This is a genomic window from Pseudomonas sp. p50(2008), assembly GCF_015351605.1.
GTDB lineage: Bacteria > Pseudomonadota > Gammaproteobacteria > Pseudomonadales > Pseudomonadaceae > Aquipseudomonas.
In genome coordinates this window covers 359,516-383,023 of sequence record NZ_JACMYF010000008.1, presented here as the reverse complement: position 1 = coordinate 383,023, position 23,508 = coordinate 359,516, and the positions used below count along the sequence as shown (strand labels likewise).

Annotated in this window: 35 protein-coding genes; 34 read left to right on the top strand and 1 reads right to left on the bottom strand. The window is 54.7% G+C overall.

Annotated features, from left to right (window positions below):
- Positions 1-92 precede the first annotated feature (92 nt).
- From rpsL to bfr, 34 genes are all read left to right on the top strand, one after another.
- On the top strand, positions 93-464 hold the full coding sequence (gene rpsL, locus H7698_RS23420) for a 30S ribosomal protein S12 (protein WP_002555494.1): 372 nt from the start codon (positions 93-95) through the stop codon (positions 462-464).
- 117 nt (positions 465-581) lie between these two features.
- Positions 582-1,052 (top strand): 30S ribosomal protein S7, encoded by a 471-nt coding sequence (gene rpsG, locus H7698_RS23415; RefSeq protein ID WP_002555493.1) that lies wholly within the window; start codon positions 582-584, stop codon positions 1,050-1,052.
- A 30-nt stretch (positions 1,053-1,082) separates the two neighbouring features.
- Positions 1,083-3,188: an elongation factor G gene (fusA, locus tag H7698_RS23410; RefSeq protein ID WP_162438843.1), complete on the top strand. Its 2,106-nt coding sequence runs from the start codon at positions 1,083-1,085 to the stop codon at positions 3,186-3,188.
- Between the two features lie 31 nt (positions 3,189-3,219).
- Entirely contained in the window at positions 3,220-4,413 is a 1,194-nt protein-coding gene (tuf, locus tag H7698_RS23405; RefSeq protein ID WP_008145495.1) for an elongation factor Tu, read from the top strand.
- A 141-nt stretch (positions 4,414-4,554) separates the two neighbouring features.
- The gene (gene rpsJ, locus H7698_RS23400; protein WP_003186070.1) at positions 4,555-4,866 is read left to right on the top strand and encodes a 30S ribosomal protein S10; all 312 of its coding nucleotides are present in this window, start codon (positions 4,555-4,557) and stop codon (positions 4,864-4,866) included.
- An 80-nt stretch (positions 4,867-4,946) separates the two neighbouring features.
- Positions 4,947-5,582, top strand: a complete 636-nt coding sequence (gene rplC / locus H7698_RS23395; RefSeq protein ID WP_003186059.1) for a 50S ribosomal protein L3 — start codon at positions 4,947-4,949, stop codon at positions 5,580-5,582.
- 12 nt (positions 5,583-5,594) lie between these two features.
- Positions 5,595-6,197: a 50S ribosomal protein L4 gene (gene rplD / locus H7698_RS23390; protein ID WP_007896707.1), complete on the top strand. Its 603-nt coding sequence runs from the start codon at positions 5,595-5,597 to the stop codon at positions 6,195-6,197.
- Positions 6,194-6,493, top strand: a complete 300-nt coding sequence (gene rplW / locus H7698_RS23385) for a 50S ribosomal protein L23 (protein ID WP_002555488.1) — start codon at positions 6,194-6,196, stop codon at positions 6,491-6,493. The genes rplD and rplW overlap by 4 nt, the downstream gene beginning before the upstream one ends.
- Positions 6,494-6,507: 14 nt before the next feature.
- Positions 6,508-7,332: a 50S ribosomal protein L2 gene (gene rplB / locus H7698_RS23380; protein ID WP_032884535.1), complete on the top strand. Its 825-nt coding sequence runs from the start codon at positions 6,508-6,510 to the stop codon at positions 7,330-7,332.
- Between the two features lie 16 nt (positions 7,333-7,348).
- Positions 7,349-7,624, top strand: coding sequence for a 30S ribosomal protein S19 (gene rpsS / locus H7698_RS23375; RefSeq protein ID WP_002555486.1), 276 nt, complete (start codon positions 7,349-7,351; stop codon positions 7,622-7,624).
- 13 nt (positions 7,625-7,637) lie between these two features.
- Positions 7,638-7,970 carry a 50S ribosomal protein L22 gene (gene rplV, locus H7698_RS23370; RefSeq protein WP_003103908.1) on the top strand — a complete coding sequence of 111 codons (333 nt, stop codon included), beginning with the start codon at positions 7,638-7,640 and terminating at the stop codon, positions 7,968-7,970.
- A gap of 13 nt (positions 7,971-7,983) precedes the next feature.
- A complete protein-coding gene (gene rpsC, locus H7698_RS23365; RefSeq protein ID WP_003176422.1) occupies positions 7,984-8,670 on the top strand; it encodes a 30S ribosomal protein S3 in 687 nt (228 codons plus the stop codon).
- Between the two features lie 12 nt (positions 8,671-8,682).
- Entirely contained in the window at positions 8,683-9,096 is a 414-nt protein-coding gene (rplP, locus tag H7698_RS23360) for a 50S ribosomal protein L16 (RefSeq protein WP_008145497.1), read from the top strand.
- Positions 9,096-9,287, top strand: a complete 192-nt coding sequence (gene rpmC, locus H7698_RS23355; protein ID WP_008030901.1) for a 50S ribosomal protein L29 — start codon at positions 9,096-9,098, stop codon at positions 9,285-9,287. The genes rplP and rpmC overlap by 1 nt, the downstream gene beginning before the upstream one ends.
- A 2-nt stretch (positions 9,288-9,289) precedes the next feature.
- The gene (gene rpsQ, locus H7698_RS23350; RefSeq protein WP_003176419.1) at positions 9,290-9,556 is read left to right on the top strand and encodes a 30S ribosomal protein S17; all 267 of its coding nucleotides are present in this window, start codon (positions 9,290-9,292) and stop codon (positions 9,554-9,556) included.
- 23 nt (positions 9,557-9,579) lie between these two features.
- Positions 9,580-9,948, top strand: a complete 369-nt coding sequence (gene rplN, locus H7698_RS23345) for a 50S ribosomal protein L14 (RefSeq protein ID WP_002555479.1) — start codon at positions 9,580-9,582, stop codon at positions 9,946-9,948.
- A gap of 11 nt (positions 9,949-9,959) precedes the next feature.
- Positions 9,960-10,274: a 50S ribosomal protein L24 gene (gene rplX / locus H7698_RS23340; protein ID WP_003176416.1), complete on the top strand. Its 315-nt coding sequence runs from the start codon at positions 9,960-9,962 to the stop codon at positions 10,272-10,274.
- Between the two features lie 20 nt (positions 10,275-10,294).
- Positions 10,295-10,834 carry a 50S ribosomal protein L5 gene (gene rplE, locus H7698_RS23335; protein WP_003176415.1) on the top strand — a complete coding sequence of 180 codons (540 nt, stop codon included), beginning with the start codon at positions 10,295-10,297 and terminating at the stop codon, positions 10,832-10,834.
- 13 nt (positions 10,835-10,847) lie between these two features.
- Positions 10,848-11,153, top strand: a complete 306-nt coding sequence (gene rpsN, locus H7698_RS23330; RefSeq protein ID WP_003176414.1) for a 30S ribosomal protein S14 — start codon at positions 10,848-10,850, stop codon at positions 11,151-11,153.
- Between the two features lie 210 nt (positions 11,154-11,363).
- Positions 11,364-11,756: a 30S ribosomal protein S8 gene (rpsH, locus tag H7698_RS23325; protein ID WP_003186040.1), complete on the top strand. Its 393-nt coding sequence runs from the start codon at positions 11,364-11,366 to the stop codon at positions 11,754-11,756.
- A 12-nt stretch (positions 11,757-11,768) separates the two neighbouring features.
- On the top strand, positions 11,769-12,302 hold the full coding sequence (gene rplF / locus H7698_RS23320; protein WP_003176412.1) for a 50S ribosomal protein L6: 534 nt from the start codon (positions 11,769-11,771) through the stop codon (positions 12,300-12,302).
- A gap of 10 nt (positions 12,303-12,312) precedes the next feature.
- A complete protein-coding gene (rplR, locus tag H7698_RS23315; RefSeq protein WP_003186037.1) occupies positions 12,313-12,663 on the top strand; it encodes a 50S ribosomal protein L18 in 351 nt (116 codons plus the stop codon).
- 3 nt (positions 12,664-12,666) lie between these two features.
- Positions 12,667-13,167, top strand: a complete 501-nt coding sequence (gene rpsE / locus H7698_RS23310; protein ID WP_007943782.1) for a 30S ribosomal protein S5 — start codon at positions 12,667-12,669, stop codon at positions 13,165-13,167.
- Positions 13,168-13,169: 2 nt separating this feature from the next.
- Entirely contained in the window at positions 13,170-13,346 is a 177-nt protein-coding gene (gene rpmD / locus H7698_RS23305) for a 50S ribosomal protein L30 (RefSeq protein WP_003186033.1), read from the top strand.
- 3 nt (positions 13,347-13,349) lie between these two features.
- Positions 13,350-13,787 carry a 50S ribosomal protein L15 gene (gene rplO / locus H7698_RS23300; protein WP_010467269.1) on the top strand — a complete coding sequence of 146 codons (438 nt, stop codon included), beginning with the start codon at positions 13,350-13,352 and terminating at the stop codon, positions 13,785-13,787.
- Positions 13,788-15,116, top strand: coding sequence for a preprotein translocase subunit SecY (gene secY / locus H7698_RS23295; protein WP_008073883.1), 1,329 nt, complete (start codon positions 13,788-13,790; stop codon positions 15,114-15,116). It begins immediately after the preceding gene.
- Between the two features lie 28 nt (positions 15,117-15,144).
- On the top strand, positions 15,145-15,261 hold the full coding sequence (gene rpmJ, locus H7698_RS23290) for a 50S ribosomal protein L36 (RefSeq protein WP_002555468.1): 117 nt from the start codon (positions 15,145-15,147) through the stop codon (positions 15,259-15,261).
- 129 nt (positions 15,262-15,390) lie between these two features.
- Positions 15,391-15,747, top strand: a complete 357-nt coding sequence (rpsM, locus tag H7698_RS23285) for a 30S ribosomal protein S13 (protein WP_003186020.1) — start codon at positions 15,391-15,393, stop codon at positions 15,745-15,747.
- Positions 15,748-15,777: 30 nt separating this feature from the next.
- Positions 15,778-16,167 carry a 30S ribosomal protein S11 gene (rpsK, locus tag H7698_RS23280; protein ID WP_002555466.1) on the top strand — a complete coding sequence of 130 codons (390 nt, stop codon included), beginning with the start codon at positions 15,778-15,780 and terminating at the stop codon, positions 16,165-16,167.
- An 18-nt stretch (positions 16,168-16,185) separates the two neighbouring features.
- Complete coding sequence (gene rpsD, locus H7698_RS23275; RefSeq protein ID WP_003210056.1) at positions 16,186-16,806, top strand: 30S ribosomal protein S4; 621 nt, start codon at positions 16,186-16,188, stop codon at positions 16,804-16,806.
- Positions 16,807-16,828: 22 nt separating this feature from the next.
- Complete coding sequence (locus H7698_RS23270; RefSeq protein WP_003186012.1) at positions 16,829-17,830, top strand: DNA-directed RNA polymerase subunit alpha; 1,002 nt, start codon at positions 16,829-16,831, stop codon at positions 17,828-17,830.
- Positions 17,831-17,872: 42 nt separating this feature from the next.
- Positions 17,873-18,259: a 50S ribosomal protein L17 gene (gene rplQ / locus H7698_RS23265; protein ID WP_007896790.1), complete on the top strand. Its 387-nt coding sequence runs from the start codon at positions 17,873-17,875 to the stop codon at positions 18,257-18,259.
- Positions 18,260-18,458: 199 nt separating this feature from the next.
- Entirely contained in the window at positions 18,459-19,913 is a 1,455-nt protein-coding gene (locus H7698_RS23260; protein ID WP_194692916.1) for a catalase, read from the top strand.
- A gap of 149 nt (positions 19,914-20,062) precedes the next feature.
- The gene (gene bfr, locus H7698_RS23255; RefSeq protein WP_007933692.1) at positions 20,063-20,527 is read left to right on the top strand and encodes a bacterioferritin; all 465 of its coding nucleotides are present in this window, start codon (positions 20,063-20,065) and stop codon (positions 20,525-20,527) included.
- Positions 20,528-20,587: 60 nt separating this feature from the next.
- Here the strand turns inward: bfr and uvrA are convergent, their stop codons facing one another.
- A complete protein-coding gene (gene uvrA / locus H7698_RS23250) occupies positions 20,588-23,422 on the bottom strand; it encodes an excinuclease ABC subunit UvrA (RefSeq protein WP_162438845.1) in 2,835 nt (944 codons plus the stop codon).
- Positions 23,423-23,508: the final 86 nt, after the last annotated feature.

The window sequence follows — 23,508 nt, the reverse complement described above, 5'->3', positions numbered from 1 at the left end:
TCTTGTACCCCTAAATTTGGCGGGAATTCGTTCCTGCCATTTTGCTTTTCTTGCAAGACAATAGCGTCGCAAGACAACAGTGGAGCTAGTAGATGGCAACTATCAACCAGCTGGTACGTCAGCCGCGTAAGCGTATCGTCGAGAAATCCGACGTACCTGCGCTGCAGAACTGCCCGCAACGTCGTGGCGTATGCACCCGTGTGTATACCACCACGCCGAAAAAACCTAACTCGGCACTGCGTAAAGTATGCCGTGTGCGTCTGACCAACGGTTTCGAGGTTTCCTCGTACATCGGCGGTGAAGGCCACAACCTGCAAGAGCACAGCGTGGTACTGATCCGCGGCGGTCGTGTAAAAGACTTGCCAGGTGTTCGTTACCACACCGTACGCGGTTCTTTGGATACTTCCGGCGTTAAAGGTCGTAACCAGGGTCGTTCGAAGTACGGTACCAAGAAGCCTAAGTAGTAGCGGCTTTTTGTAAAACTGATTTTCTATTTTTCTGAGTCGATAAGAGTAAGGTCGGAGGCGTCCCGTAAGGGCACCGATTCCGAGCGAACCTGAAGACCGTTTGAGGGCTTATCCATGCCAAGAAGACGCGTAGCAGCCAAGCGCGAAGTGCTTGACGATCCAAAATACGGAAGCCAAATCCTGGCCAAGTTCATGAACCACGTTATGGAAAGCGGTAAGAAAGCCGTTGCCGAACGTATCGTTTATGGCGCGCTGGAAAAGGTTAAAGAACGCAAGAACAGCGACCCCCTGGAAATCTTCGAGAAAGCTCTCGACGCCATCGCTCCGCTGGTCGAAGTGAAGTCGCGCCGTGTAGGCGGTGCTACTTACCAGGTTCCGGTCGAAGTTCGTCCGTCCCGTCGTAACGCCCTGGCAATGCGCTGGTTGGTAGACTTCGCCCGTAAGCGCGGCGAGAAGTCTATGGCTCTGCGTTTGGCTGGCGAACTGTTGGACGCTGCCGAAGGTAAAGGTGCTGCAGTTAAGAAGCGTGAAGACGTGCACCGTATGGCTGAAGCCAACAAGGCTTTCTCGCACTACCGCTTCTAATTTTAGCGTCACTAATTTTGCGAGGGCTTTATGGCTCGTACAACACCGATTAATCGCTACCGTAACATTGGTATCGTTGCTCACGTGGATGCTGGTAAAACCACCACCACCGAGCGCGTCCTTTTTTACACTGGCAAAAGTCACAAAATGGGCGAGGTGCATGACGGCGCCGCGACCACAGACTGGATGGTTCAGGAGCAGGAGCGTGGTATTACCATTACTTCTGCTGCCATTACCGCCTTCTGGCAGGGTTCCGAGAAGCAGCACAAGGACCAATACCGCTTTAACGTCATCGACACCCCGGGCCACGTTGACTTCACTATTGAAGTTGAGCGTTCCCTGCGTGTTCTCGACGGCGCGGTTGTTGTGTTCTGCGGCACCTCGGGTGTTGAGCCTCAGTCGGAAACCGTATGGCGTCAAGCCAACAAGTACGGCGTTCCACGTCTTGTTTACGTAAACAAGATGGACCGTGCTGGTGCGAACTTCCTGCGCGTGATCGGTCAGATCAAGCAGCGTCTGGGTCATACTCCGGTGCCAATCCAGTTGGCTATCGGTTCAGAAGACAATTTCCAGGGTCAGATCGATCTGATGGCCATGGAAGCTGTTTACTGGAATGACTCTGACAAAGGCATGACTCCACGTCGCGAGCCTATCCCTGCTGAACTGCAGGAATTGGCTGACGAGTGGCGCGGCAACATGGTTGAGGCTGCGGCCGAAGCCAGCGAAGAACTGATGAACAAGTACCTCGAAGGTGAAGAACTCACCAACGCGGAAATCAAAGCCGCTCTGCGTCAGCGTACTATCGCTGGTGAGATCGTCTTGGCTGTTTGTGGTTCTTCCTTCAAGAACAAGGGTGTTCCCCTGGTTCTCGACGCCGTTATCGATTACCTGCCTGCTCCAACTGACATTCCTGCCATCAAGGGTACTGACCCGGATGACGAGGAAAAGCAAATGGAGCGTCATGCAGATGACAGCGAGCCGTTCTCGGCTCTGGCTTTCAAAATCGCTACCGACCCATTTGTGGGTACCTTGACCTTCGTTCGAGTTTACTCGGGCGTGTTGGCCTCCGGCGACGGCGTGATCAACTCGGTTAAGGGCAAGAAAGAGCGCGTGGGTCGTATGGTGCAAATGCACGCAAACGCCCGTGAAGAAATCAAGGAAGTGCGCGCTGGTGACATCGCGGCCTTGATCGGCATGAAGGATGTCACCACTGGTGAAACCTTGTGCAGCGCTGACAAGCCAATCATCCTGGTTCGCATGGACTTCCCGGAGCCGGTTATTTCGGTTGCCGTTGAGCCTAAGACCAAGGATGACCAGGAAAAAATGGGTATCGCTCTGGGCAAGCTTGCTCAGGAAGATCCATCTTTCCGCGTCAAGACTGATGAAGAGACTGGTCAAACGATCATCTCTGGCATGGGCGAGTTGCACTTGGACATCCTGGTTGACCGGATGCGCCGTGAGTTCAACGTCGAAGCCAACATCGGTAAGCCTCAGGTTTCTTATCGTGAGCGCATCACGAAGAACTGTGAGATTGAAGGCAAGTTCGTTCGTCAATCCGGCGGTCGTGGTCAGTTCGGCCATTGCTGGATCCGTTTTGCTCCTGCTGACGAAGGTCAGGAAGGTCTGCAATTCGTGAACGAAGTAGTGGGTGGTGTGGTTCCTAAGGAATACATCCCGGCTATCCAGAAGGGCATTGAAGAGCAGATGAAGAACGGCGTTGTTGCCGGTTATCCGCTGATCGGCCTGAAGGCTACTGTGTTTGATGGTTCCTACCACGACGTCGACTCCAACGAGATGGCGTTTAAGGTGGCTGCTTCCATGGCAACCAAGCAACTGGCCCAGAAGGGTGGTGGTGAGTTGCTTGAGCCAATCATGGCGGTAGAGGTTGTTACACCTGAAGACTATATGGGTGACGTGATGGGCGACCTTAACCGTCGTCGCGGCATGATCCTGGGTATGGAAGATACGGTTTCCGGCAAAGTAATTCGTGCCGAGGTTCCGTTGGGTGAGATGTTCGGTTACGCAACCGACGTTCGCTCCATGTCCCAAGGTCGCGCAAGCTACTCTATGGAATTCAAAAAATACAATACGGCTCCGTCGCACATCGTCGAAACCGTTACCAAAAAACAAGGCTGATTCAGCCCCTTTAGGCTAGGAGTTAATTGTCGTGGCTAAAGAAAAATTTGACCGTACCCTCCCGCACGTCAACGTTGGCACCATCGGTCACGTCGACCACGGTAAAACCACGCTGACCGCTGCTCTGACTCGTGTTTGCTCCGAAGTTTTCGGTTCGGCCGTTGTTGCTTTCGACAAAATCGACAGCGCTCCCGAAGAAAAAGCTCGTGGTATCACCATCAACACCGCGCACGTTGAATACAACTCGCTGATCCGTCACTACGCTCACGTTGACTGCCCAGGTCACGCTGACTATGTGAAGAACATGATCACCGGTGCTGCACAGATGGACGGCGCTATTCTGGTTTGCTCGGCCGCTGATGGTCCGATGCCACAGACTCGTGAGCACATCCTGCTGTCCCGTCAGGTTGGCGTTCCGTACATCGTTGTCTTCCTGAACAAGGCTGACATGGTAGACGACGCTGAGCTGTTGGAGCTGGTTGAGATGGAAGTGCGCGATCTGCTGAGCACTTACGACTTCCCGGGCGACGACACCCCGATCATCATCGGTTCCGCTCTGATGGCTCTGAACGGCCAAGATGACAACGAAATGGGCACCACTGCCGTTCGTAAACTGGTTGAGACTCTGGACAGCTACATCCCAGATCCAGTTCGTGTTATCGACAAGCCGTTCCTGATGCCAATCGAAGACGTATTCTCGATCTCGGGTCGCGGTACTGTTGTGACCGGTCGTATCGAGCGCGGTATCGTTAAGGTTCAGGATCCACTGGAAATCGTTGGTCTGCGTGACACTACTGTCACCACCTGCACCGGTGTTGAAATGTTCCGTAAGCTGCTCGACGAAGGTCGTGCAGGCGAGAACTGCGGCGTGCTGCTGCGCGGCACCAAGCGTGACGACGTTGAGCGTGGCCAGGTTCTGGTCAAGCCAGGTTCGGTTAAGCCGCACACTACCTTCGAAGCTGAAGTGTACGTGTTGAGCAAAGAAGAAGGCGGTCGCCACACTCCGTTCTTCAAAGGCTACCGTCCACAGTTCTACTTCCGGACCACTGACGTGACCGGTAACTGCGAACTGCCGGAAGGCGTTGAAATGGTAATGCCAGGCGACAACATCAAAATGGTTGTCACCCTGATCAAAACCATCGCAATGGAAGATGGTCTGCGTTTCGCTATTCGTGAAGGCGGTCGTACCGTCGGCGCTGGCGTCGTAGCCAAAATCATCGCTTAATAAGTGATGACTTGAAAAAGCCCCCGCCTAGCGGGGGCTTTTTTATTGGGTTGACACTGTAGTAGCCCGTCTATAGAATTGCGCCTCCTTTTAACGGGCGTATTGCGCTCGCTGGGAATAGCAGCCGGAGTCTGAAATCCAATGCAAAATCAGCAAATCCGTATCAGGTTGAAGGCTTTTGACCATCGCCTGATCGACCAATCCACCCAGGAAATCGTGGAAACCGCGAAACGTACTGGTGCTCAAGTGCGTGGTCCAATTCCACTGCCTACCCGTAAAGAGCGGTTCACCGTTCTGGTCTCCCCGCACGTCAACAAAGACGCGCGTGACCAGTACGAGATCCGTACTCATAAGCGCGTACTGGACATCGTCCAGCCAACGGATAAAACCGTTGATGCACTTATGAAGCTTGATCTTGCGGCCGGTGTGGAAGTGCAGATCAGCCTCGGCTAAGACTCGGTCTTAGTCGTGTAACGCTCTGAAATGGGCGGCCATAGCGGGTGAAAGCCCCGTACACTCATGAGGTTTACAACATGACTATTGGTGTAGTCGGTCGTAAATGCGGTATGACCCGTATTTTCACCGAAGAAGGTGTCTCCATTCCGGTCACGGTCATTGAGATCGAGCCGAATCGCGTCACCCAGTTCAAAACTGAAGAGACCGATGGCTATCGTGCAGTGCAAGTCACTGTAGGCGAGCGTCGTGCTTCGCGTGTTACAGCTGCTCAGGCTGGCCACTTCGCTAAGGCGAACGTTGCCGCTGGTCGTACCGTAATGGAATTCCGTCTTGAAGAAGGCGAGTACCAGGCCGGCGATCTGATCAACGCTGAAATCTTCGCTGCTGGTCAACTGGTTGATGTAACCGGTCAGTCCAAGGGTAAAGGCTTCCAGGGTACGATCAAGCGTTGGAACTTCCGCGGGCAAGATAATACCCACGGTAACTCCGTGTCCCACCGCGTTCCAGGCTCTATCGGCCAGTGCCAGACTCCTGGTCGTGTATTCAAGGGCAAAAAAATGTCCGGTCATATGGGCGCTGAGCGCGTGACCGTGCAGTCCCTCGAAGTAGTGCGCGTGGACGCTGAACGCAATCTGTTGTTGGTCAAGGGCGCTGTTCCTGGCGCTACTGGCGGCAACTTGGTTGTACGTCCAGCAGCCAAGGCTCGCGGTTAAGGGGAAGCTGACATGCAATTAAATGTAAATGACGCTCAAGCGATCGAAGTTTCCGAACTGACATTTGGCGGCGAATTCAACGAGACGCTGGTTCACCAAGCAGTCGTGGCCTACATGGCCGGCGGCCGTCAAGGTAGCAAGCAGCAAAAGACCCGTTCCGACGTTCGTGGTGGCGGTAAGCGCCCATGGCGTCAGAAAGGTACTGGCCGTGCTCGTGCCGGTACTATCCGTAGCCCAATCTGGCGTGGCGGCGGTACCACTTTCGCAGCTCGTCCTCAGGATCACACCCAGAAGCTGAACAAGAAGATGTATCGCGCAGCAATGCGTTCCATCCTTGCTGAGCTGGTGCGTACTGATCGTCTGGTTGTGGTTCAGGACTTCGCTGTTGATGCACCGAAGACCAAAGATCTGCTGAACAAACTGACCGGCATGGGCCTGACTGACGTCTTGATCGTGTCTGAAGTGGTTGATCAGAACCTGTACCTGGCTGCTCGCAACCTGCCACACGTTGATGTACGTGACGTGCAAGGTTCCGATCCAGTTAGTCTGATCGCATACGACAAGGTGTTGATCACCGTGTCGGCCGTGAAGAAATTCGAGGAGCTGCTGGGATGAACCAGGAACGCGTATTTAAAGTTCTGCTTGGCCCGCACGTTTCCGAGAAGGCTACGGTTCTGGCTGACAAGAAAGGCCAGTTCGTTTTCAAGGTTGCAACTGACGCAACCAAGCTGGAAATCAAGAAGGCCGTCGAAAGCCTGTTCAGCGTGAAAGTAGAGCGTGTTACTACCCTGAATGTTCTGGGTAAGAGCAAGCGCACTGCTCGCGGTCTGGGCAAGCGTAATGACTGGAAGAAGGCAGTTATCTCCCTTCAGCCAGGCCAAGATCTCGATTTCAGCAGCAGTGCTGAGTAAGGAAGGGGTGCATCATGGCAATCGTTAAATGCAAACCGACTTCCCCTGGCCGCCGTTTTGTGGTCAAGGTGGTCAACCAGGAGCTGCATAAAGGCGCTCCTCACGCACCGCTGCTCGAGAAAAAATCGAAGACTGGTGGTCGTAACAACAATGGTCGTATTACCACTCGTCACATCGGTGGTGGCCATAAGCAGCATTATCGTCTGGTCGATTTCCGTCGCAACGACAAAGATGGCATCACTGCCACTGTCGAGCGTATTGAATACGATCCAAACCGTACTGCTCACATCGCTCTGCTGCTGTACGCAGATGGCGAGCGTCGCTACATCATCGCCCCTAAAGGCGTGAGCGCTGGCGACCAGCTGATCGCAGGTGCTCTGGCACCGATCAAGCCGGGCAACGCTCTGCAACTGCGTAACATTCCAGTTGGTAGCACCGTACACGGCATCGAATTGAAGCCAGGTAAAGGCGCGCAAATCGCTCGTTCCGCTGGTGCTTCGGCTCAGCTGATCGCTCGTGAAGGTGTCTACGTGACCCTGCGTCTGCGTTCTGGTGAGATGCGTAAAGTGCTGGCTGAATGCCGCGCGACCCTGGGTGAAGTCTCGAACTCCGAGCACAGCCTGCGTTCGCTGGGTAAAGCTGGTGCCAAACGCTGGCGTGGCGTTCGCCCAACCGTTCGTGGTGTTGCCATGAACCCGGTTGACCACCCACATGGTGGTGGTGAAGGTCGTACCTCTGGTGGTCGTCATCCGGTATCGCCATGGGGCTTCCCGACTAAGGGCGCGAAGACTCGTGGTAATAAGCGTACCGACAAAATGATCGTCCGTCGTCGCAAGTAAATAGAGGGATACGACAGTGCCACGTTCTCTGAAAAAAGGTCCTTTTATTGATCTTCACCTACTGAAGAAGATCGAAGTGGCGGCGGAAAAGAACGATCGCAAACCAGTTAAAACCTGGTCGCGTCGTTCGATGATCCTGCCACAAATGGTCGGTTTGACCATTGCAGTGCATAACGGTCGTCAACATGTTCCAGTTCTCGTGAACGAAGACATGGTCGGCCACAAACTAGGCGAGTTTGCCGGTACCCGCACATATCGTGGGCACGTGGCAGACAAGAAAGCCAAGCGTTAAGGGGTAAGGAACGATGGAAGTAGCCGCTAAGTTGTCGGGCGCTCGAATCTCCGCCCAGAAAGCCCGCTTGGTCGCCGACCAGATCCGCGGGAAGAAGGTGGGCGAAGCGCTCAACCTGTTGGCTTTCAGCAGTAAGAAAGCCGCCGAGATCATGAAGAAAGTGCTGGAGTCGGCCGTAGCCAACGCCGAGCATAACGAAGGCGCAGACGTTGATGACCTTAAAGTCAGCACCGTTTTCGTCAACGAAGGGCGTTCGCTGAAGCGAATCATGCCACGAGCCAAAGGCCGTGCTGATCGCATCGTCAAGCGGTCTTGCCATATCACTGTCAAGGTTGCTGACAAGTAACGGAGTCGAAGAGATGGGTCAGAAAGTACATCCCATTGGCATTCGCCTGGGAATCGTCAAGGAGCACACCTCCGTCTGGTACGCAGACGGTCGGACTTATGCGGACTATTTGTTCGCTGATCTGAAGGTGCGTGAGTATCTCCAAGACAAACTAAAAAGCGCGTCCGTAAGCCGTATCGATATCCATCGTCCGGCTCAAACAGCACGTATCACCATCCACACTGCTCGTCCAGGTATCGTTATCGGGAAGAAAGGTGAAGATGTTGAGAAACTGCGTCAGGACCTGACCAAGCAAATGGGTGTGCCTGTGCACATCAATATCGAAGAAATCCGCAAGCCGGAACTCGACGGTATGTTGGTTGCGCAGAGCGTAGCTCAGCAGCTGGAGCGTCGCGTAATGTTCCGTCGCGCTATGAAGCGCGCTGTACAGAACGCCATGCGCATTGGTGCCAAAGGCATCAAAATCCAAGTGAGCGGTCGTCTCGGCGGTGCTGAAATCGCACGTACTGAATGGTATCGCGAAGGTCGTGTGCCACTGCACACCCTGCGTGCCGACATCGACTATGCCAACTACGAAGCTCACACCACTTATGGTGTGATCGGTGTAAAGGTTTGGATCTTCAAAGGCGAAGTAATTGGTGGTCGCCAAGAAGAGCTGAAACCACAAGCACCAGCGCCTCGTAAAAAAGCTGCTAAGTAAGGGGTACGCCAAATGTTGCAACCAAAGCGTACGAAGTTCCGCAAGCAGATGACAGGCCACAACCGTGGTCTGGCACAGCGCGGTAGCAAAGTCAGCTTCGGCGAGTTCGCGCTGAAGTCTGTAGCTCGTGGTCGTCTCACCGCTCGTCAGATCGAGTCAGCGCGTCGTGCTCTGACCCGTCACGTTAAACGTGGCGGCAAGATCTGGATCCGTGTATTCCCGGACAAGCCTATTTCCAAGAAGCCACTCGAAGTTCGGATGGGTAAAGGTAAGGGTAGTGTGGAGTACTGGGTTGCCCAGATTCAGCCAGGTAAAGTCCTGTATGAAATCGAGGGTGTAACTGAAGAGCTGGCGCGTGAGGCTTTTGCCCTGGCTGCTGCAAAGCTGCCGCTCGCCACCGCCTTTGTTAAACGGACGGTGATGTGATGAAAGCGAATGAACTTCGTGAAAAAGACGCGCCGCAGCTTAACGAGCAACTGCTCGGCCTGCTGCGCGACCAGTTCAATCTGCGTATGCAGAAAGCAACTGGCCAGTTGGGGCAGTCTCACCTGCTCCGGCAAGTTAAGCGTGACATCGCTCGCGTGAAGACTGTGCTCAAACAGCAGGCAGGTAAGTAATCATGGCTGAAGCCGAAAAAACCGTCCGTACGCTGACTGGCCGTGTTGTCAGCGACAAAATGGACAAGACCATCACCGTTCTGATCGAGCGTCGCGTTAAGCACCCGATCTACGGTAAATACGTTAAGCGTTCGACTAAGCTGCACGCGCACGACGAAACCAATCAGTGCCACATCGGCGACAAAGTCACTATTCGTGAAACTCGTCCTTTGGCCAAGACCAAGTCTTGGGCGCTGGTTGATGTTCTCGAACGCGCTGTGGAAGTCTAAGGACTAGGGGTCGGAGAAATTATATGATTCAGACTCAATCCATGCTCGATGTGGCCGATAACAGCGGCGCTCGCCGCGTTATGTGCATCAAGGTGCTGGGTGGCTCCCATCGTCGTTACGCTGGTATCGGTGACATCATCAAAGTTACCGTGAAGGAAGCAATTCCTCGCGGTAAAGTGAAAAAAGGCCAAGTGATGACTGCTGTTGTAGTCCGCACTCGTCACGGCGTACGTCGTGCTGATGGCTCCATTATCCGCTTTGATGGCAACGCTGCTGTTCTTCTGAACAACAAGCAAGAGCCGATCGGCACCCGTATCTTTGGGCCAGTGACCCGTGAACTTCGTACTGAGAAGTTCATGAAGATCGTCTCGCTCGCCCCAGAAGTGCTGTAAGGAGATCCGACATGCAAAAGATTCGTCGTGACGACGAGATCATCGTGATCGCCGGCAAAGACAAAGGTAAGCGCGGTAAGGTGCTTAAGGTTCTCGCTAACAACCGTTTGGTTATTGGCGGTCTGAACCTGGTTAAGCGTCATACCAAGCCTAACCCTATGTCGGGCGTGCAAGGCGGTATCGTCGAAAAAGAAGCTCCGCTGGATGCTTCTAACGTCGCCATTTTCAACGGCGAAACCAACAAGGCTGATCGCGTTGGTTTCAAAGTAGAAGACGGCAAGAAAATTCGTGTCTTCAAGTCGACCCAAAAAGCGGTTGATGCTTGAACACTGCTAGGTAGAAGACCATGGCACGACTAAAAGAGATTTACTGGAAGGAAATCGCACCGAAACTTAAGGAAGAACTTAAGCTTTCGAACGTGATGGAAGTTCCACGCGTTACCAAAATCACCCTGAACATGGGTCTGGGCGAAGCGGTCGGTGACAAAAAAGTCATCGAGCACGCTGTTGCCGACCTGGAAAAGATCACCGGTCAGAAAGTCGTTGTGACTTACGCTCGGAAATCCATCGCTGGCTTTAAAGTCCGTGAAGGTTGGCCGATCGGCGTCAAAGTGACTCTGCGCCGTGAGCGTATGTATGAATTCCTGGATCGTCTGCTGTCGATCTCCCTGCCTCGGGTTCGCGACTTCCGCGGCCTGAATGCCAAGTCCTTCGATGGTCGTGGTAACTACAGCATGGGCGTAAAAGAGCAGATCATCTTCCCGGAAATCGACTACGACAAGATCGATGCTCTCCGCGGTCTGGACATTACCCTGACCACCACTGCCAAGAACGATGATGAAGGTCGCGCGCTGCTGCGTGCTTTCAAATTCCCGTTCCGCAACTGATTGGAGTAGGAAAATGGCCAAGATGAGCATGAAAAACCGCGAGCTGAAGCGTCAGCTCACGGTTGCCAAGTACGCCAAAAAGCGTGCAGCACTGAAAGCTATCATCGTTGATCTGAACGCAAGTCCAGAAGCACGTTGGGAAGCTACAGTAGCTCTGCAGAAGCAGCCACGTGACGCAAGCGCTTCGCGCATGCGTAACCGCTGCCGCCTGACCGGTCGTCCACACGGCGTTTACCGCAAGTTCGGCCTTGGCCGTAACAAGCTGCGTGAAGCTGCAATGCGTGGTGACGTACCTGGTCTGGTTAAAGCCAGCTGGTAAGCAATATCAAAGTCTCGGTGCTCGGGATCGCAAGATCCTGACCACCGGTGACCTTGAACTTGAATCAAGCCCCTTTTGGGGCTTGATTCATTTGTGGGGTGTGTCTAGAATACCCGGCTCGCCTGAGCCCGTGCTTTTTTCGCATGGATGTACTCGGCGACACGTAGTAGCCGCAAGGCTAATTTTTTGTGTATTAGGAGCGTCTAGCCCATGAGTATGCAGGACCCGTTAGCGGACATGCTAACTCGAATCCGTAATGCCCAGATGGCTGAAAAGTCCGTCGTAAGCATGCCATCTTCTACTTTGAAGGTAGCTGTTGCCAAAGTCCTGAAGGACGAAGGTTACATTGCGGGTTATCAGATCAGCAGCGAAATCAAACCACTGCTGTCTATCGAGCTGAAATATTTCGAAGGCCGTCCGGTCATCGAAGAAGTGAAGCGCGTTAGCCGTCCAGGCCTGCGTCAGTACAAGTCCGTCGATGATCTGCCGAAAGTTCGTGGCGGTCTCGGTGTGTCTATCGTCTCCACCAACAAAGGTGTGATGACGGATCGTGCTGCGCGCGCTGCCGGTGTCGGCGGCGAAGTTCTTTGCACTGTGTTCTAAGGGGGGATAAGCATGTCACGCGTCGCTAAGAACCCCGTTAAGCTGCCAGCCGGTGTCGAAGTCAAATTCGCAGGCCAACAGCTTTCGGTGAAGGGTGCCAAGGGCACTCTCGAACTGAACATCCATTCGTCCGTTGAGATTGTTGAAGAAGCCGGTGAGCTGCGTTTTGCTGCTCGCAATGGCGATCAACAGACTCGCGCAATGGCTGGTACCACTCGTGCGTTGGTAAACAACATGGTCCAAGGCGTAAGCCAAGGCTTCGAGCGCAAGCTCCAGCTGGTCGGTGTTGGTTACAAAGCGCAAGCAAAAGGCACAGTGCTGAACCTGGCTCTTGGCTTCTCGCACCCAGTGGATTATGAACTGCCGGAAGGCATCACCGCTGAGACTCCTAGCCAGACCGATATCCTGATCAAGGGCATCGATAAGCAGCTGGTAGGTCAAGTGGCCGCCGAGATCCGCGACTTCCGTCCACCAGAGCCGTACAAAGGCAAAGGTGTGCGCTACGCGGACGAAGTCGTCCGTCGTAAAGAAGCCAAGAAGAAGTAGGGCATAGCAAATGACCGACAAAAAAGTTACTCGACTGCGTCGCGCTCGCAAAGCACGCCTGAAAATGCACGAACTCGAAGTCGTGCGTCTCTGCGTGTTCCGCTCGTCGCAGCACATTTACGCCCAGGTCATTTCGGCCGACGGCAACAAAGTCCTGGCATCTGCCTCGACTTTGGATAAAGAACTGCGTGATGGCGCCACTGGCAACATCGACGCGGCCACTAAGGTTGGCCAGCTGGTCGCTACGCGTGCTAAAGCCGCTGGCGTCTCGCAGGTGGCTTTCGACCGCTCTGGCTTCAAGTACCACGGCCGCGTCAAGGCGCTGGCTGATGCTGCTCGTGAAGCTGGGCTGGAGTTCTAAGTTATGTCAAATAACGACCAAAAGCGCGACGAAGGCTACATTGAGAAGCTGGTTCAAGTTAACCGCGTAGCCAAAACCGTTAAAGGCGGCCGTATCTTCACTTTCACCGCGTTGACCGTGGTTGGTGATGGTAAAGGGCGTGTTGGCTTCGGCCGTGGCAAGTCACGTGAAGTGCCTGCTGCGATCCAGAAGGCAATGGAAGCTGCTCGCCGCAACATGATCCAAGTTGACCTGAACGGCACCACCCTGCAGTACGCAATGAAGTCCGGTCACGGCGCTTCGAAGGTGTACATGCAGCCTGCTTCTGAAGGTACCGGTATCATCGCTGGCGGCGCTATGCGTGCTGTCCTCGAAGTTGCTGGCGTTCAGAACGTTCTGGCCAAGTGCTACGGCTCGACTAACCCGGTAAACGTGGTTCACGCCACTTTTAAAGGTTTGAAGGCTATGCAGTCTCCTGAATCCATTGCCGCCAAGCGTGGCAAAAGCGTCAAGGAGATCTTCTGATCATGGCTACCGTTAAAGTTACGCTGATCAAAAGCATGACCGGCCGCATCCCTAACCACAAACTGTGTGTTAAGGGTCTGGGTCTGCGTCGCATCGGTCACACTGTAGAAGTACTTGATACTCCCGAGAATCGCGGGATGATCAACAAGGCTTACTACATGCTGCGTGTCGAGGGTTAATCGATGAAACTCAATGATCTGAGTCCAGCGCCGGGTTCCCGTCGCGAAAAGCATCGTCCGGGCCGTGGTATCGGTAGTGGTTTGGGCAAGACCGGTGGCCGTGGCCACAAAGGTCAGTCCTCCCGCTCCGGTGGCACCATTGCTCCAGGCTTTGAAGGCGGTCAACAGCCGCTGCATCGTCGCCTGCCGAAGTTCGGTTTCGTTTCCCTGAAAGCCATGGATCGCGCAGAAGTGCGTTTGTCCGAGCTGGCTAAAGTGGAAGGCGACATCGTTACCGTGCAGTCCCTGAAAGATGCCAACGTGATCAACGTCAACGTTCAGCGTGTGAAAATCATGCTGTCCGGCGAAGTTACTCGCGCTGTTACCATCGGAAAGGGAATCGGCGCCACCAAAGGTGCGCGTTCGGCTATCGAAGCAGCTGGCGGCAAGTTCGAGGAATAAATGGCTAAGCAAGGTGCTCTCTCTGCGCTCGGCAAAGGCGGTATGTCTGAACTCTGGGCTCGTCTGCGTTTTCTGTTCCTGGCGATTATCGTCTACCGAATAGGCGCACACATCCCGGTTCCAGGTATCAACCCGGACCGACTCGCGGACCTGTTTCGACAGAATGAGGGGACCATTCTTAGCTTGTTCAACATGTTTTCTGGCGGCGCGCTGGAACGGATGAGCATTTTTGCACTGGGAATCATGCCGTACATTTCGGCATCGATCATCATGCAACTGATGACCGCCGTCAGCCCGCAGCTCGAGCAGTTGAAGAAGGAAGGTGAAGCTGGGCGTCGCAAGATTGCCCAGTACACCCGCTACGGCACTGTCGTCCTCGCTCTGGTTCAGGCAATTGGCATGTCCATTGGTCTGGCAGGGCAGGGTGTTTCGTTCACTGGTGACTTTGGCTTCCATTTCGTCGCGGTATCCACTTTTGTGGCTGGTGCGATGTTCATGATGTGGCTGGGTGAGCAGATTACTGAGCGTGGTGTTGGCAACGGTATCTCGATGTTGATTTTCGCAGGTATCGTCGCCGGTCTTCCGAGAGCGATCGGGCAGTCTTTCGAGTCTGCGCGGCAGGGTGATATCAATATTTTCGCCTTGGTTGCCATCGGTTTGCTGGCAGTAGCGATTATCGGTTTTGTGGTGTTCATTGAGCGTGGTCAGCGTCGTATAGCTGTTCACTACGCCAAGCGTCAGCAGGGCCGCAAGGTTTTTGCTGCACAGACTAGCCACTTGCCGCTGAAGGTGAACATGGCCGGTGTTATTCCGGCCATTTTCGCGAGCAGCATTTTGCTGTTCCCGGCTTCGTTGGGTACCTGGTTTGGTCAGTCTGAAGGTATGGGCTGGCTGCAGGACATCTCGCAGTCGATCGCTCCTGGTCAGCCGTTGAATATTCTGCTGTTTAGTGCAGGGATTATTTTCTTCTGCTTCTTCTATACGGCGTTGATGTTCAATCCGAAAGACGTAGCGGAAAACCTGAAGAAGTCCGGTGCCTTTATTCCGGGCATCCGTCCAGGTGAGCAGTCTGCGCGCTACATTGATGGCGTTCTGACTCGTCTGACCCTGTTCGGTGCTCTATATATGACGGCCGTGTGCTTGTTGCCCCAGTTTCTGGTGGTTGCAGCAAACGTTCCGTTCTACCTTGGCGGGACCTCGTTGCTGATCGTCGTCGTGGTTGTGATGGACTTCATGTCCCAAGTACAATCGCACCTCGTTTCGCACCAGTACGAATCCCTGATGAAGAAAGCCAACCTGAAGGGCTACGGCAGCGGCATGCTTCGCTGAAGTACCCATAAGGTGAGAGGAGTTGGTGATGAAAGTTCGTGCATCGGTGAAAAAGCTGTGCCGTAACTGCAAGATTATTCGCCGCGAAGGTGTTGTTCGAGTAATTTGCAGCGCGGAACCGCGTCACAAACAGCGCCAAGGCTGAGTGTGATCCGCTTGAAGCCCGGCAGCTAGTGCGCTGCCGGGTTGATTATTTGTTATTACAGCGATATTATCTCGCGCCCTATTTCTTGGCTTCCGGGGCGTAGGTAGCTGTCAATTGGAGTCCCACTGAATGGCCCGTATTGCAGGCGTTAACATTCCAGATAACAAGCACACTGTTATCTCGCTGACCTACATCTATGGTGTTGGTCGCACTACTGCGCAGAAAATTTGCGCAGTGACTGGGGTAAACCCAGCCGCAAAGATCAAGGATCTGAGCGACGAGCAGATTGAACAGCTGCGTGGCGAAGTGGCGAAGTTCACCACTGAAGGTGACCTGCGTCGCGAAATCAACATGAAAATCAAGCGTTTGATGGACCTCGGTTGCTATCGCGGTCTGCGTCATCGTCGTGGTCTTCCAGTACGCGGTCAGCGTACCAAGACTAACGCGCGTACCCGTAAAGGTCCGCGTAAGCCGATCCGCAAGTAATCGCCCCAGCGAATCGACAGGAAAATTATCATGGCAAAACCTGCTGCTCGTCCTCGTAAAAAAGTTAAAAAGACAGTGGTTGATGGCATCGCCCACATCCATGCATCTTTTAACAACACAATCGTGACCATCACCGACCGTCAAGGTAACGCGCTTTCTTGGGCTACCTCCGGTGGTTCGGGTTTCCGCGGTTCCCGCAAGTCCACGCCGTTTGCTGCTCAAGTAGCTGCTGAACGTGCTGGTCAAGCTGCGCTGGAATACGGCCTGAAAAACCTCGACGTTAACGTCAAGGGTCCAGGTCCAGGTCGTGAGTCTGCTGTCCGTGCTTTGAACGGCTGTGGCTATAAGATCGCCAGCATCACCGACGTGACGCCAATCCCGCACAACGGGTGCCGTCCGCCGAAGAAGCGCCGCGTGTAATCCAGGAGATTGTAAAGAATGGCTCGTTACATTGGTCCAAAATGCAAACTCGCTCGTCGCGAAGGCACCGATCTCTTCCTGAAGAGCGGCGTGCGCGCGATCGAATCGAAGTGCAACATCGAAGCAGCACCTGGTATCCACGGCCAACGCCGCGGTCGCCAGTCCGATTACGGCACCCAACTGCGTGAAAAGCAGAAGGTCCGTCGTATCTACGGCGTTCTCGAGCGTCAATTCAGCGGCTACTACAAAGAAGCTGCTGGCAAGAAAGGTGCAACTGGCGAAAACCTGTTGCAACTGCTCGAATGCCGTCTGGACAACGTTGTATACCGTATGGGTTTTGGCTCTACTCGTGCCGAATCCCGTCAGCTGGTATCGCACAAATCCGTCAGCGTTAACGGTCAGACCGTAAACGTACCGTCTTACCAGGTTCGTGCTGGTGACGTGGTCGCGATCCGCGAGAAAGCAAAGAACCAACTTCGCATTGTCCAAGCTCTCGATCTGTGTGCCCAACGTGGCCGCGTAGAATGGGTAGAAGTAGACACTGAGAAGAAGTCGGGCGTTTTCAAGAACGTTCCAGCTCGCAGTGATCTGTCCGCCGACATCAACGAAAGCCTGATTGTCGAGCTCTACTCCAAGTAAGGGCTAGAAAATAGGTGCATCCATGCAGATTTCGGTAAATGAGTTCCTGACACCCCGCCATATTGATGTGCAGGTTGTCAGTCCAACCCGCGCCAAAATCACTCTCGAGCCTCTCGAGCGTGGTTTTGGCCACACCCTGGGCAACGCGCTGCGCCGCATCCTGTTGTCCTCAATGCCCGGCTGTGCAGTAGTCGAGGCCGAGATTGACGGTGTACTCCATGAGTACAGCGCCATCGAAGGCGTACAGGAAGACGTAATTGAAATCCTGTTGAACCTTAAAGGTCTGGCTATCAAGCTGCACGGTCGTGACGAAGTTACGCTGACCTTGTCGAAGAAGGGTTCGGGGGTGGTTACCGCTGCCGATATTCAGCTGGATCATGATGTCGAGATCGTTAACCCCGATCACGTAATCGCTAACCTGGCGTCTAACGGCGCCCTGAACATGAAGCTCACCGTAGCTCGTGGTCGTGGTTATGAACCGGCAGACTCGCGTCAGAGCGATGAAGATGAAAGCCGCAGCATCGGTCGCTTGCAGCTTGACTCTTCGTTCAGCCCGGTTCGCCGTATCGCATACGTGGTGGAAAACGCCCGTGTCGAGCAGCGTACTAACCTGGACAAGCTGGTTATTGATCTGGAAACCAACGGCACCCTGGATCCTGAAGAGGCTATCCGTCGCGCTGCAACCATTCTGCAACAGCAGTTGGCTGCGTTCGTCGACCTCAAAGGTGACAGTGAGCCAGTGGTTGTCGAGCAGGAAGACGAGATCGATCCGATCCTGCTTCGCCCGGTTGACGATCTGGAACTGACTGTACGTTCGGCTAACTGCCTTAAGGCGGAAAACATCTACTACATCGGTGACCTGATCCAGCGCACCGAAGTAGAGCTGTTGAAGACTCCGAACCTTGGCAAGAAATCCTTGACTGAAATCAAGGACGTTCTGGCCTCCCGCGGTCTGTCCCTCGGCATGCGCCTCGACAACTGGCCGCCTGCAAGTCTTAAGAAGGACGACAAGGCGACTGCCTGATCGTCGTAATCACCGAACGTTGTGTTTGGTAAGGAATGAACCATGCGTCATCGTAAAAGTGGTCGTCACCTGAGCCGCACCAGCTCGCACCGCAAGGCCATGTTTCAAAACATGGCGGTGTCGCTGTTCGAGCACGAGCTGATCAAAACTACACTGCCGAAAGCTAAAGAACTGCGTCGCGTTGCTGAGCCGCTGATCACTTTGGCCAAGACAGACAGCCTGGCTAACCGCCGTTTGGCTTTCGACCGTACTCGTTCGAAAGCTATCGTTGGTAAGCTCTTCAACGACCTGGGCAAGCGTTACGCTACCCGTGAGGGTGGCTACCTGCGCATCCTCAAGTGCGGCTTCCGCACTGGTGACAACGCGCCTATGGCGTACGTTGAGTTGGTTGATCGTCCAGTTGGCGGTGAAGCTGTATCCGCTGAGTAAGACGTCAGTCTGAAACGAAGAACCGGGCCTAGTGCCCGGTTTTTTGTGCTCGCTATTAAATGCCAGCCACTCCTACGGTCGTTAGAAAAAATCTATCGCCATGCATAGCTTAATGAATTTGTACGTGTAACGTTGGTGGTCAATACTCTCCTCTAGCCGATCAGCGGTAGTTCATAGACTGACAGAGGAAGAGATTTCAATGAGCCAAAATAAAACCCTTACCACCGCCAGTGGCGCTCCTGTCGCCGATAACCAGAATTCCCGCTCCGCCGGCCCACGCGGACCGCTGTTGCTTGATGATTTCCATCTCATCGAGAAACTTGCTCACTTCAATCGTGAGAATATTCCTGAGCGTCGGGTGCACGCGAAAGGCTCGGGTGCTTACGGCACATTTACGGTGACTCGTGACATAACCGAGTACACCAGCGCCAAACTGTTTGAGTCCGTCGGTAAGCAAACCCCAACCTTCCTGCGTTTTTCTACCGTGGGTGGTGAGCGTGGTTCCGCCGACACAGAGCGCGATCCACGTGGATTCGCGTTGAAGTTCTACACCGAAGAAGGCAATTGGGACATTGTCGGTAACAACACGCCGGTGTTCTTCATCCGTGATCCGCTCAAATTCCCTGACTTTATCCACACCCAAAAGCGCCTACCGCAAAGCAACCTGAAAAGCGCGCAGATGATGTGGGATTTCTGGTCGCACTCGCCTGAGGCGTTGCACCAGGTCACTATTCTGTTCTCGGACCGCGGCATTCCCGACGGATACCGTCATATGCACGGCTTCGGTAGCCATACCTACAGTCTGATCAATGCCAGCGGCGAGCGGCACTGGGTGAAATGGCACTACAAGACCAAGCAGGGGATCAAGAACCTGGCGCCTGCTGACGCTGCACGTCTGGCGGGTACCGATCCGGATTACGCTCAGCGGGATCTGTTCGGTGCGATCGAGCGCGGTGATTTCCCGAAATGGCGTGTCTGCATTCAGATAATGACCGAGGCTCAAGCCGCGGCACACTACGAGAACCCGTTCGACGTCACCAAGACTTGGTCGCAGAAAGAATTTCCGTTGATTGAAGTCGGCGAGCTTGAACTGAACCGTAATCCGCAGAACTATTTTGCAGAAGTCGAGCAAGCCGCATTTGGTCCGAGCAACATGGTGCCGGGTGTCGGGCTGTCGCCAGATCGTATGCTGCAAGGGCGTGTGTTTGCTTACGCAGACGCGCACCGCTACCGCATCGGAACCAATCATCAGCAGCTGCCGGTGAATGCTCCACATAGCCCAGTGAACAGCTACCAGCGTGACGGTTCGATGGCATTCGGCAGCAACGGCGGCAGTGCGCCGAATTACGAGCCAAACAGCTACATCGAGGCGCCAAAACAGGCCCCTCGTTATGCTGAACCTCCGTTGGCATTGAACGGTTCCGCGGATCGTTATGACCATCGCGAAGACACCGATTACTACAGCCATGCTGGTGCGCTGTTCCGCCTGATGAGCGACGAGCAGAAAACCCTGTTGATCAATAACATTGCCGGCGCAATGGCTGGGGTTTCAAGCGACGTGGTTGATCGCCAGTTGCAGCATTTCTACAAGGCCGATCCGGCGTATGGAGAAGCAGTCGCAAAGGCACTCAACGTACAGAGTAACGAAGTCTAAACGAGAAGCAGAACCGCCCTCATTTGGGCGGTTTTTGCGCTATTTAAACTACTTTTCTCAGAATATCTTCGCTTTTATCGCGTAAACGGAGTGACCAAACAGTCGCCTTGGTTCAAACTACAGACTTTCAAGCAGGGAGATGTAGGGCGATGCAAGGCCACCCAGACGTTATCGATTACCTCAACACGTTGCTGACCGGCGAGCTGGCGGCGCGTGATCAGTATTTCATCCACTCGCGGATGTACGAGGACTGGGGTTTCACCGAGCTCTACGAACGTATCAACCATGAAATGGAAGAAGAAGCACAGCACGCTGACGCGCTGATGCGTCGGATCCTGATGCTTGAAGGCACTCCGCGCATGCGTCCTGACGACCTCGATGTCGGCACAACCGTGCCTGATATGCTCGCCGCCGATTTACGCCTCGAATACAAAGTTCGCGCTGCTCTCTGTAAGGGCATTGAACTTTGCGAGTTGCACAAAGATTACGTAAGCCGCGAGATCCTGCGCATTCAGCTCAACGATACCGAAGAAGATCACACCTACTGGCTGGAAAAACAGCTGGGTTTGATCAAGCTGATCGGTCTCGAGAACTACCTGCAATCGCAGTTCTAATCAGCTACAAAAAAGCCCCTGTCACTGATGAAGTGACAGGGGCTTTTTCGTGGGGCCGGCTCAGTCCCGGTCGCGAGCCAGGAGCGGCTTGAGGTAGAAGCCAGTGTGCGATTGCTTCATCTCAGAGACTTCTTCTGGCGTACCAACGGCAATAATCTGTCCACCTTTGGAACCACCCTCGGGTCCGAGGTCCACCAGCCAGTCGGCCGTTTTGATCACGTCAAGGTTGTGCTCGATTACCACCACAGTATTGCCGTGGTCGCGCAGTCTGTGCAGTACATCGAGCAGTTGCTGGATGTCTGCGAAGTGCAGGCCAGTGGTTGGCTCATCGAGGATGTACAACGTCTTGCCGGTATCGCGTTTGGAAAGCTCGCGAGACAGTTTTACCCGTTGCGCTTCACCTCCAGACAACGTGGTCGCCGATTGCCCCAGCTTGATGTACGACAGCCCAACATCCATTAACGTCTGAAGCTTGCGCGCCAGCGCCGGAACCGCGTCGAAGAACACTCGCGCTTCCTCGATGGTCATCTCGAGGGTCTCGTGAATGCTCTTGCCCTTGTATTTGATCTCAAGGGTTTCGCGGTTGTAGCGCTTGCTCTTGCAGACGTCGCACGGCACATAGATGTCCGGCAGAAAGTGCATTTCGACCTTGATCAGACCATCGCCCTGACACGCTTCGCAACGACCGCCTTTCACGTTGAAGGAGAATCGCCCCGGGCCATATCCACGGGAACGGGATTCCGGCACGCCGGCGAACAATTCGCGAATCGGCGTGAACAAGCCGGTGTACGTCGCCGGGTTTGAGCGCGGCGTACGGCCAATCGGGCTCTGGTCAATGTCGACCACCTTGTCCAGGTGCTCCAGACCTTTGATGCTGTCGTGTGCGGCAGCCTCCAGCGTCGTTGCACCATTGAGTGCCGTGGCGCTCAGGGGAAACAGCGTGTTGTTGATAAGCGTCGACTTGCCCGAGCCGGATACGCCGGTGACGCAGGTCAGCAGACCAATCGGAATATCCAGATCGACATTGCGCAAATTGTTGCCGCGCGCGCCTTTCAAGGACAGAGACAGCTTTTTGTTACGCGGCGTACGCTTGGCTGGAACCGCAATCTTGACCCGGCCCGACAGGTATTTACCAGTCAGCGAATCAGGGTGAGCCATGACTTCGGCGGGCGTGCCCTCGGCAACGATATGCCCCCCGTGAACACCTGCACCCGGGCCAATGTCCACCACATAGTCGGCAAGACGAATGGCGTCTTCGTCGTGTTCGACCACGATGACCGTATTGCCAATGTCCCGCAGGTGCTTGAGCGTACCGAGCAAACGATCATTGTCGCGCTGGTGCAGGCCGATGGACGGCTCATCGAGAATGTACAGGACACCTACCAGCCCGGCGCCAATCTGACTGGCCAGGCGGATCCGTTGAGCCTCACCGCCGGATAGGGTATCCGCGCTTCGATCCAGCGACAGATAATCCAGGCCTACGTTGACCAGGAACTGCAGGCGCTCGCGAATTTCCTTGAGGATCTTGTCGGCGATTTCACCGCGGCGGCCCGTCAATTTCAGTCCGCCGAAGTACTCGCACGCATCGCCGATCGGCAGATTGGTGACTGCCGGAAGCGTCTTCTCACCTACCCAGACGTGCCGCGCCTCGCGACGCAGACGGGTGCCACGGCAATCCGGGCAAGGCTGGGTGCTGAGGAACTTGGCCAGCTCTTCACGTACCGAAGCCGATTCGGTTTCGCGGTAGCGACGTTCCAGGTTCGGCACGATGCCTTCGAACGGGTGCGAACGTTTGACGATGTCGCCACGGTCGTTCAGGTACTTGAAGTCGACGTTCTGCGAACCGCTGCCATGCAGGATGTACTTCTGCTGATCGGCCGGCAGTTCATTGAATGGCACTTCCAGGCTGAACTTGTAGTGAGACGCCAGCGATCCGAGCATCTGGAAGTAATAGACGTTACGCCTGTCCCAGCCGCGTATCGCGCCCTCGGCCAGTGTCAGGTCTCCATTGACCAGTCGCTTGATATCAAAAAACTGCTTCACGCCCAGGCCATCGCACGTCGGGCACGCGCCTGCCGGGTTGTTGAAGGAAAACAGCTTGGGCTCAAGCTCGCTGATGGCATGACCGCAGATCGGGCAGGCGAAGCGCGCGGAAAAGATCATCTCTTCGCCAGGCTCGTCGTCCATCGGAGCAACCAGTGCGATGCCATCCGCCAGTTTCAGCGCGGTCTCGAACGACTCGGCGAGGCGCTGCTGCAGATCGGCGCGAACCTTGAAGCGGTCAACCACGACATCAATCGAATGCTTCTTCTGTTTATCCAGTTTCGGCAGCTCGTCCAGCTCGCAAAGCCGGCCATTGATTCGTGCGCGGACGAAGCCCTGGGCGCGCAGCTCTTCGAAGACCGACAGATGTTCGCCTTTACGCTCGCGAATCACCGGCGCTAACAGCATAAGCTTGCTGCCTTCCGGCTGGGCAAGCACCAGGTCGACCATCTGGCTGACGGTCTGCGCTTCCAGCGGAATATCGTGATCCGGGCAACGCGGAATACCCACACGAGCATAGAGCAGGCGCAGGTAGTCGTAGATTTCGGTGATGGTGCCGACGGTGGAGCGCGGGTTGTGCGAGGTCGACTTCTGTTCGATGGAGATCGCCGGCGACAAACCTTCGATGGTGTCGACGTCAGGCTTTTCCATCATCGACAGGAATTGTCGCGCGTAGGCGGACAGCGACTCGACGTAGCGGCGCTGGCCTTCGGCGTACAACGTGTCAAATGCCAGAGACGACTTGCCGGATCCGGACAGGCCGGTGATGACGATCAGTTTGTCCCGTGGCAGGGTCAGGTCGATGTTCTTCAGGTTGTGGGTTCGGGCCCCACGAATCAGGATCTTGTCCAAAGTGGCCTCGCTTGGCGGGCGTCGAAAACGTAGGAGTATACGGCCAAATACTGGATGGATGCACACTATCAAACGAGCGGATTGTT

Bases quoted from the DNA above. Each gene is read 5' to 3' on its own strand.
- rpsL (WP_002555494.1), top strand. From the start codon at position 93: ATGGCAACTATCAACCAGCTGGTACGTCAGCCGCGTAAGCGTATCGTC.
- rpsG (WP_002555493.1), top strand. From the start codon at position 582: ATGCCAAGAAGACGCGTAGCAGCCAAGCGCGAAGTGCTTGACGATCCA.
- fusA (WP_162438843.1), top strand. From the start codon at position 1,083: ATGGCTCGTACAACACCGATTAATCGCTACCGTAACATTGGTATCGTT.
- rpsJ (WP_003186070.1), top strand. From the start codon at position 4,555: ATGCAAAATCAGCAAATCCGTATCAGGTTGAAGGCTTTTGACCATCGC.
- rplC (WP_003186059.1), top strand. From the start codon at position 4,947: ATGACTATTGGTGTAGTCGGTCGTAAATGCGGTATGACCCGTATTTTC.
- rplD (WP_007896707.1), top strand. From the start codon at position 5,595: ATGCAATTAAATGTAAATGACGCTCAAGCGATCGAAGTTTCCGAACTG.
- rplW (WP_002555488.1), top strand. From the start codon at position 6,194: ATGAACCAGGAACGCGTATTTAAAGTTCTGCTTGGCCCGCACGTTTCC.
- rplB (WP_032884535.1), top strand. From the start codon at position 6,508: ATGGCAATCGTTAAATGCAAACCGACTTCCCCTGGCCGCCGTTTTGTG.
- rplV (WP_003103908.1), top strand. From the start codon at position 7,638: ATGGAAGTAGCCGCTAAGTTGTCGGGCGCTCGAATCTCCGCCCAGAAA.
- rpsC (WP_003176422.1), top strand. From the start codon at position 7,984: ATGGGTCAGAAAGTACATCCCATTGGCATTCGCCTGGGAATCGTCAAG.
- rplP (WP_008145497.1), top strand. From the start codon at position 8,683: ATGTTGCAACCAAAGCGTACGAAGTTCCGCAAGCAGATGACAGGCCAC.
- rpmC (WP_008030901.1), top strand. From the start codon at position 9,096: ATGAAAGCGAATGAACTTCGTGAAAAAGACGCGCCGCAGCTTAACGAG.
- rpsQ (WP_003176419.1), top strand. From the start codon at position 9,290: ATGGCTGAAGCCGAAAAAACCGTCCGTACGCTGACTGGCCGTGTTGTC.
- rplN (WP_002555479.1), top strand. From the start codon at position 9,580: ATGATTCAGACTCAATCCATGCTCGATGTGGCCGATAACAGCGGCGCT.
- rplX (WP_003176416.1), top strand. From the start codon at position 9,960: ATGCAAAAGATTCGTCGTGACGACGAGATCATCGTGATCGCCGGCAAA.
- rplE (WP_003176415.1), top strand. From the start codon at position 10,295: ATGGCACGACTAAAAGAGATTTACTGGAAGGAAATCGCACCGAAACTT.
- rpsN (WP_003176414.1), top strand. From the start codon at position 10,848: ATGGCCAAGATGAGCATGAAAAACCGCGAGCTGAAGCGTCAGCTCACG.
- rpsH (WP_003186040.1), top strand. From the start codon at position 11,364: ATGAGTATGCAGGACCCGTTAGCGGACATGCTAACTCGAATCCGTAAT.
- rplF (WP_003176412.1), top strand. From the start codon at position 11,769: ATGTCACGCGTCGCTAAGAACCCCGTTAAGCTGCCAGCCGGTGTCGAA.
- rplR (WP_003186037.1), top strand. From the start codon at position 12,313: ATGACCGACAAAAAAGTTACTCGACTGCGTCGCGCTCGCAAAGCACGC.
- rpsE (WP_007943782.1), top strand. From the start codon at position 12,667: ATGTCAAATAACGACCAAAAGCGCGACGAAGGCTACATTGAGAAGCTG.
- rpmD (WP_003186033.1), top strand. From the start codon at position 13,170: ATGGCTACCGTTAAAGTTACGCTGATCAAAAGCATGACCGGCCGCATC.
- rplO (WP_010467269.1), top strand. From the start codon at position 13,350: ATGAAACTCAATGATCTGAGTCCAGCGCCGGGTTCCCGTCGCGAAAAG.
- secY (WP_008073883.1), top strand. From the start codon at position 13,788: ATGGCTAAGCAAGGTGCTCTCTCTGCGCTCGGCAAAGGCGGTATGTCT.
- rpmJ (WP_002555468.1), top strand. From the start codon at position 15,145: ATGAAAGTTCGTGCATCGGTGAAAAAGCTGTGCCGTAACTGCAAGATT.
- rpsM (WP_003186020.1), top strand. From the start codon at position 15,391: ATGGCCCGTATTGCAGGCGTTAACATTCCAGATAACAAGCACACTGTT.
- rpsK (WP_002555466.1), top strand. From the start codon at position 15,778: ATGGCAAAACCTGCTGCTCGTCCTCGTAAAAAAGTTAAAAAGACAGTG.
- rpsD (WP_003210056.1), top strand. From the start codon at position 16,186: ATGGCTCGTTACATTGGTCCAAAATGCAAACTCGCTCGTCGCGAAGGC.
- H7698_RS23270 (WP_003186012.1), top strand. From the start codon at position 16,829: ATGCAGATTTCGGTAAATGAGTTCCTGACACCCCGCCATATTGATGTG.
- rplQ (WP_007896790.1), top strand. From the start codon at position 17,873: ATGCGTCATCGTAAAAGTGGTCGTCACCTGAGCCGCACCAGCTCGCAC.
- H7698_RS23260 (WP_194692916.1), top strand. From the start codon at position 18,459: ATGAGCCAAAATAAAACCCTTACCACCGCCAGTGGCGCTCCTGTCGCC.
- bfr (WP_007933692.1), top strand. From the start codon at position 20,063: ATGCAAGGCCACCCAGACGTTATCGATTACCTCAACACGTTGCTGACC.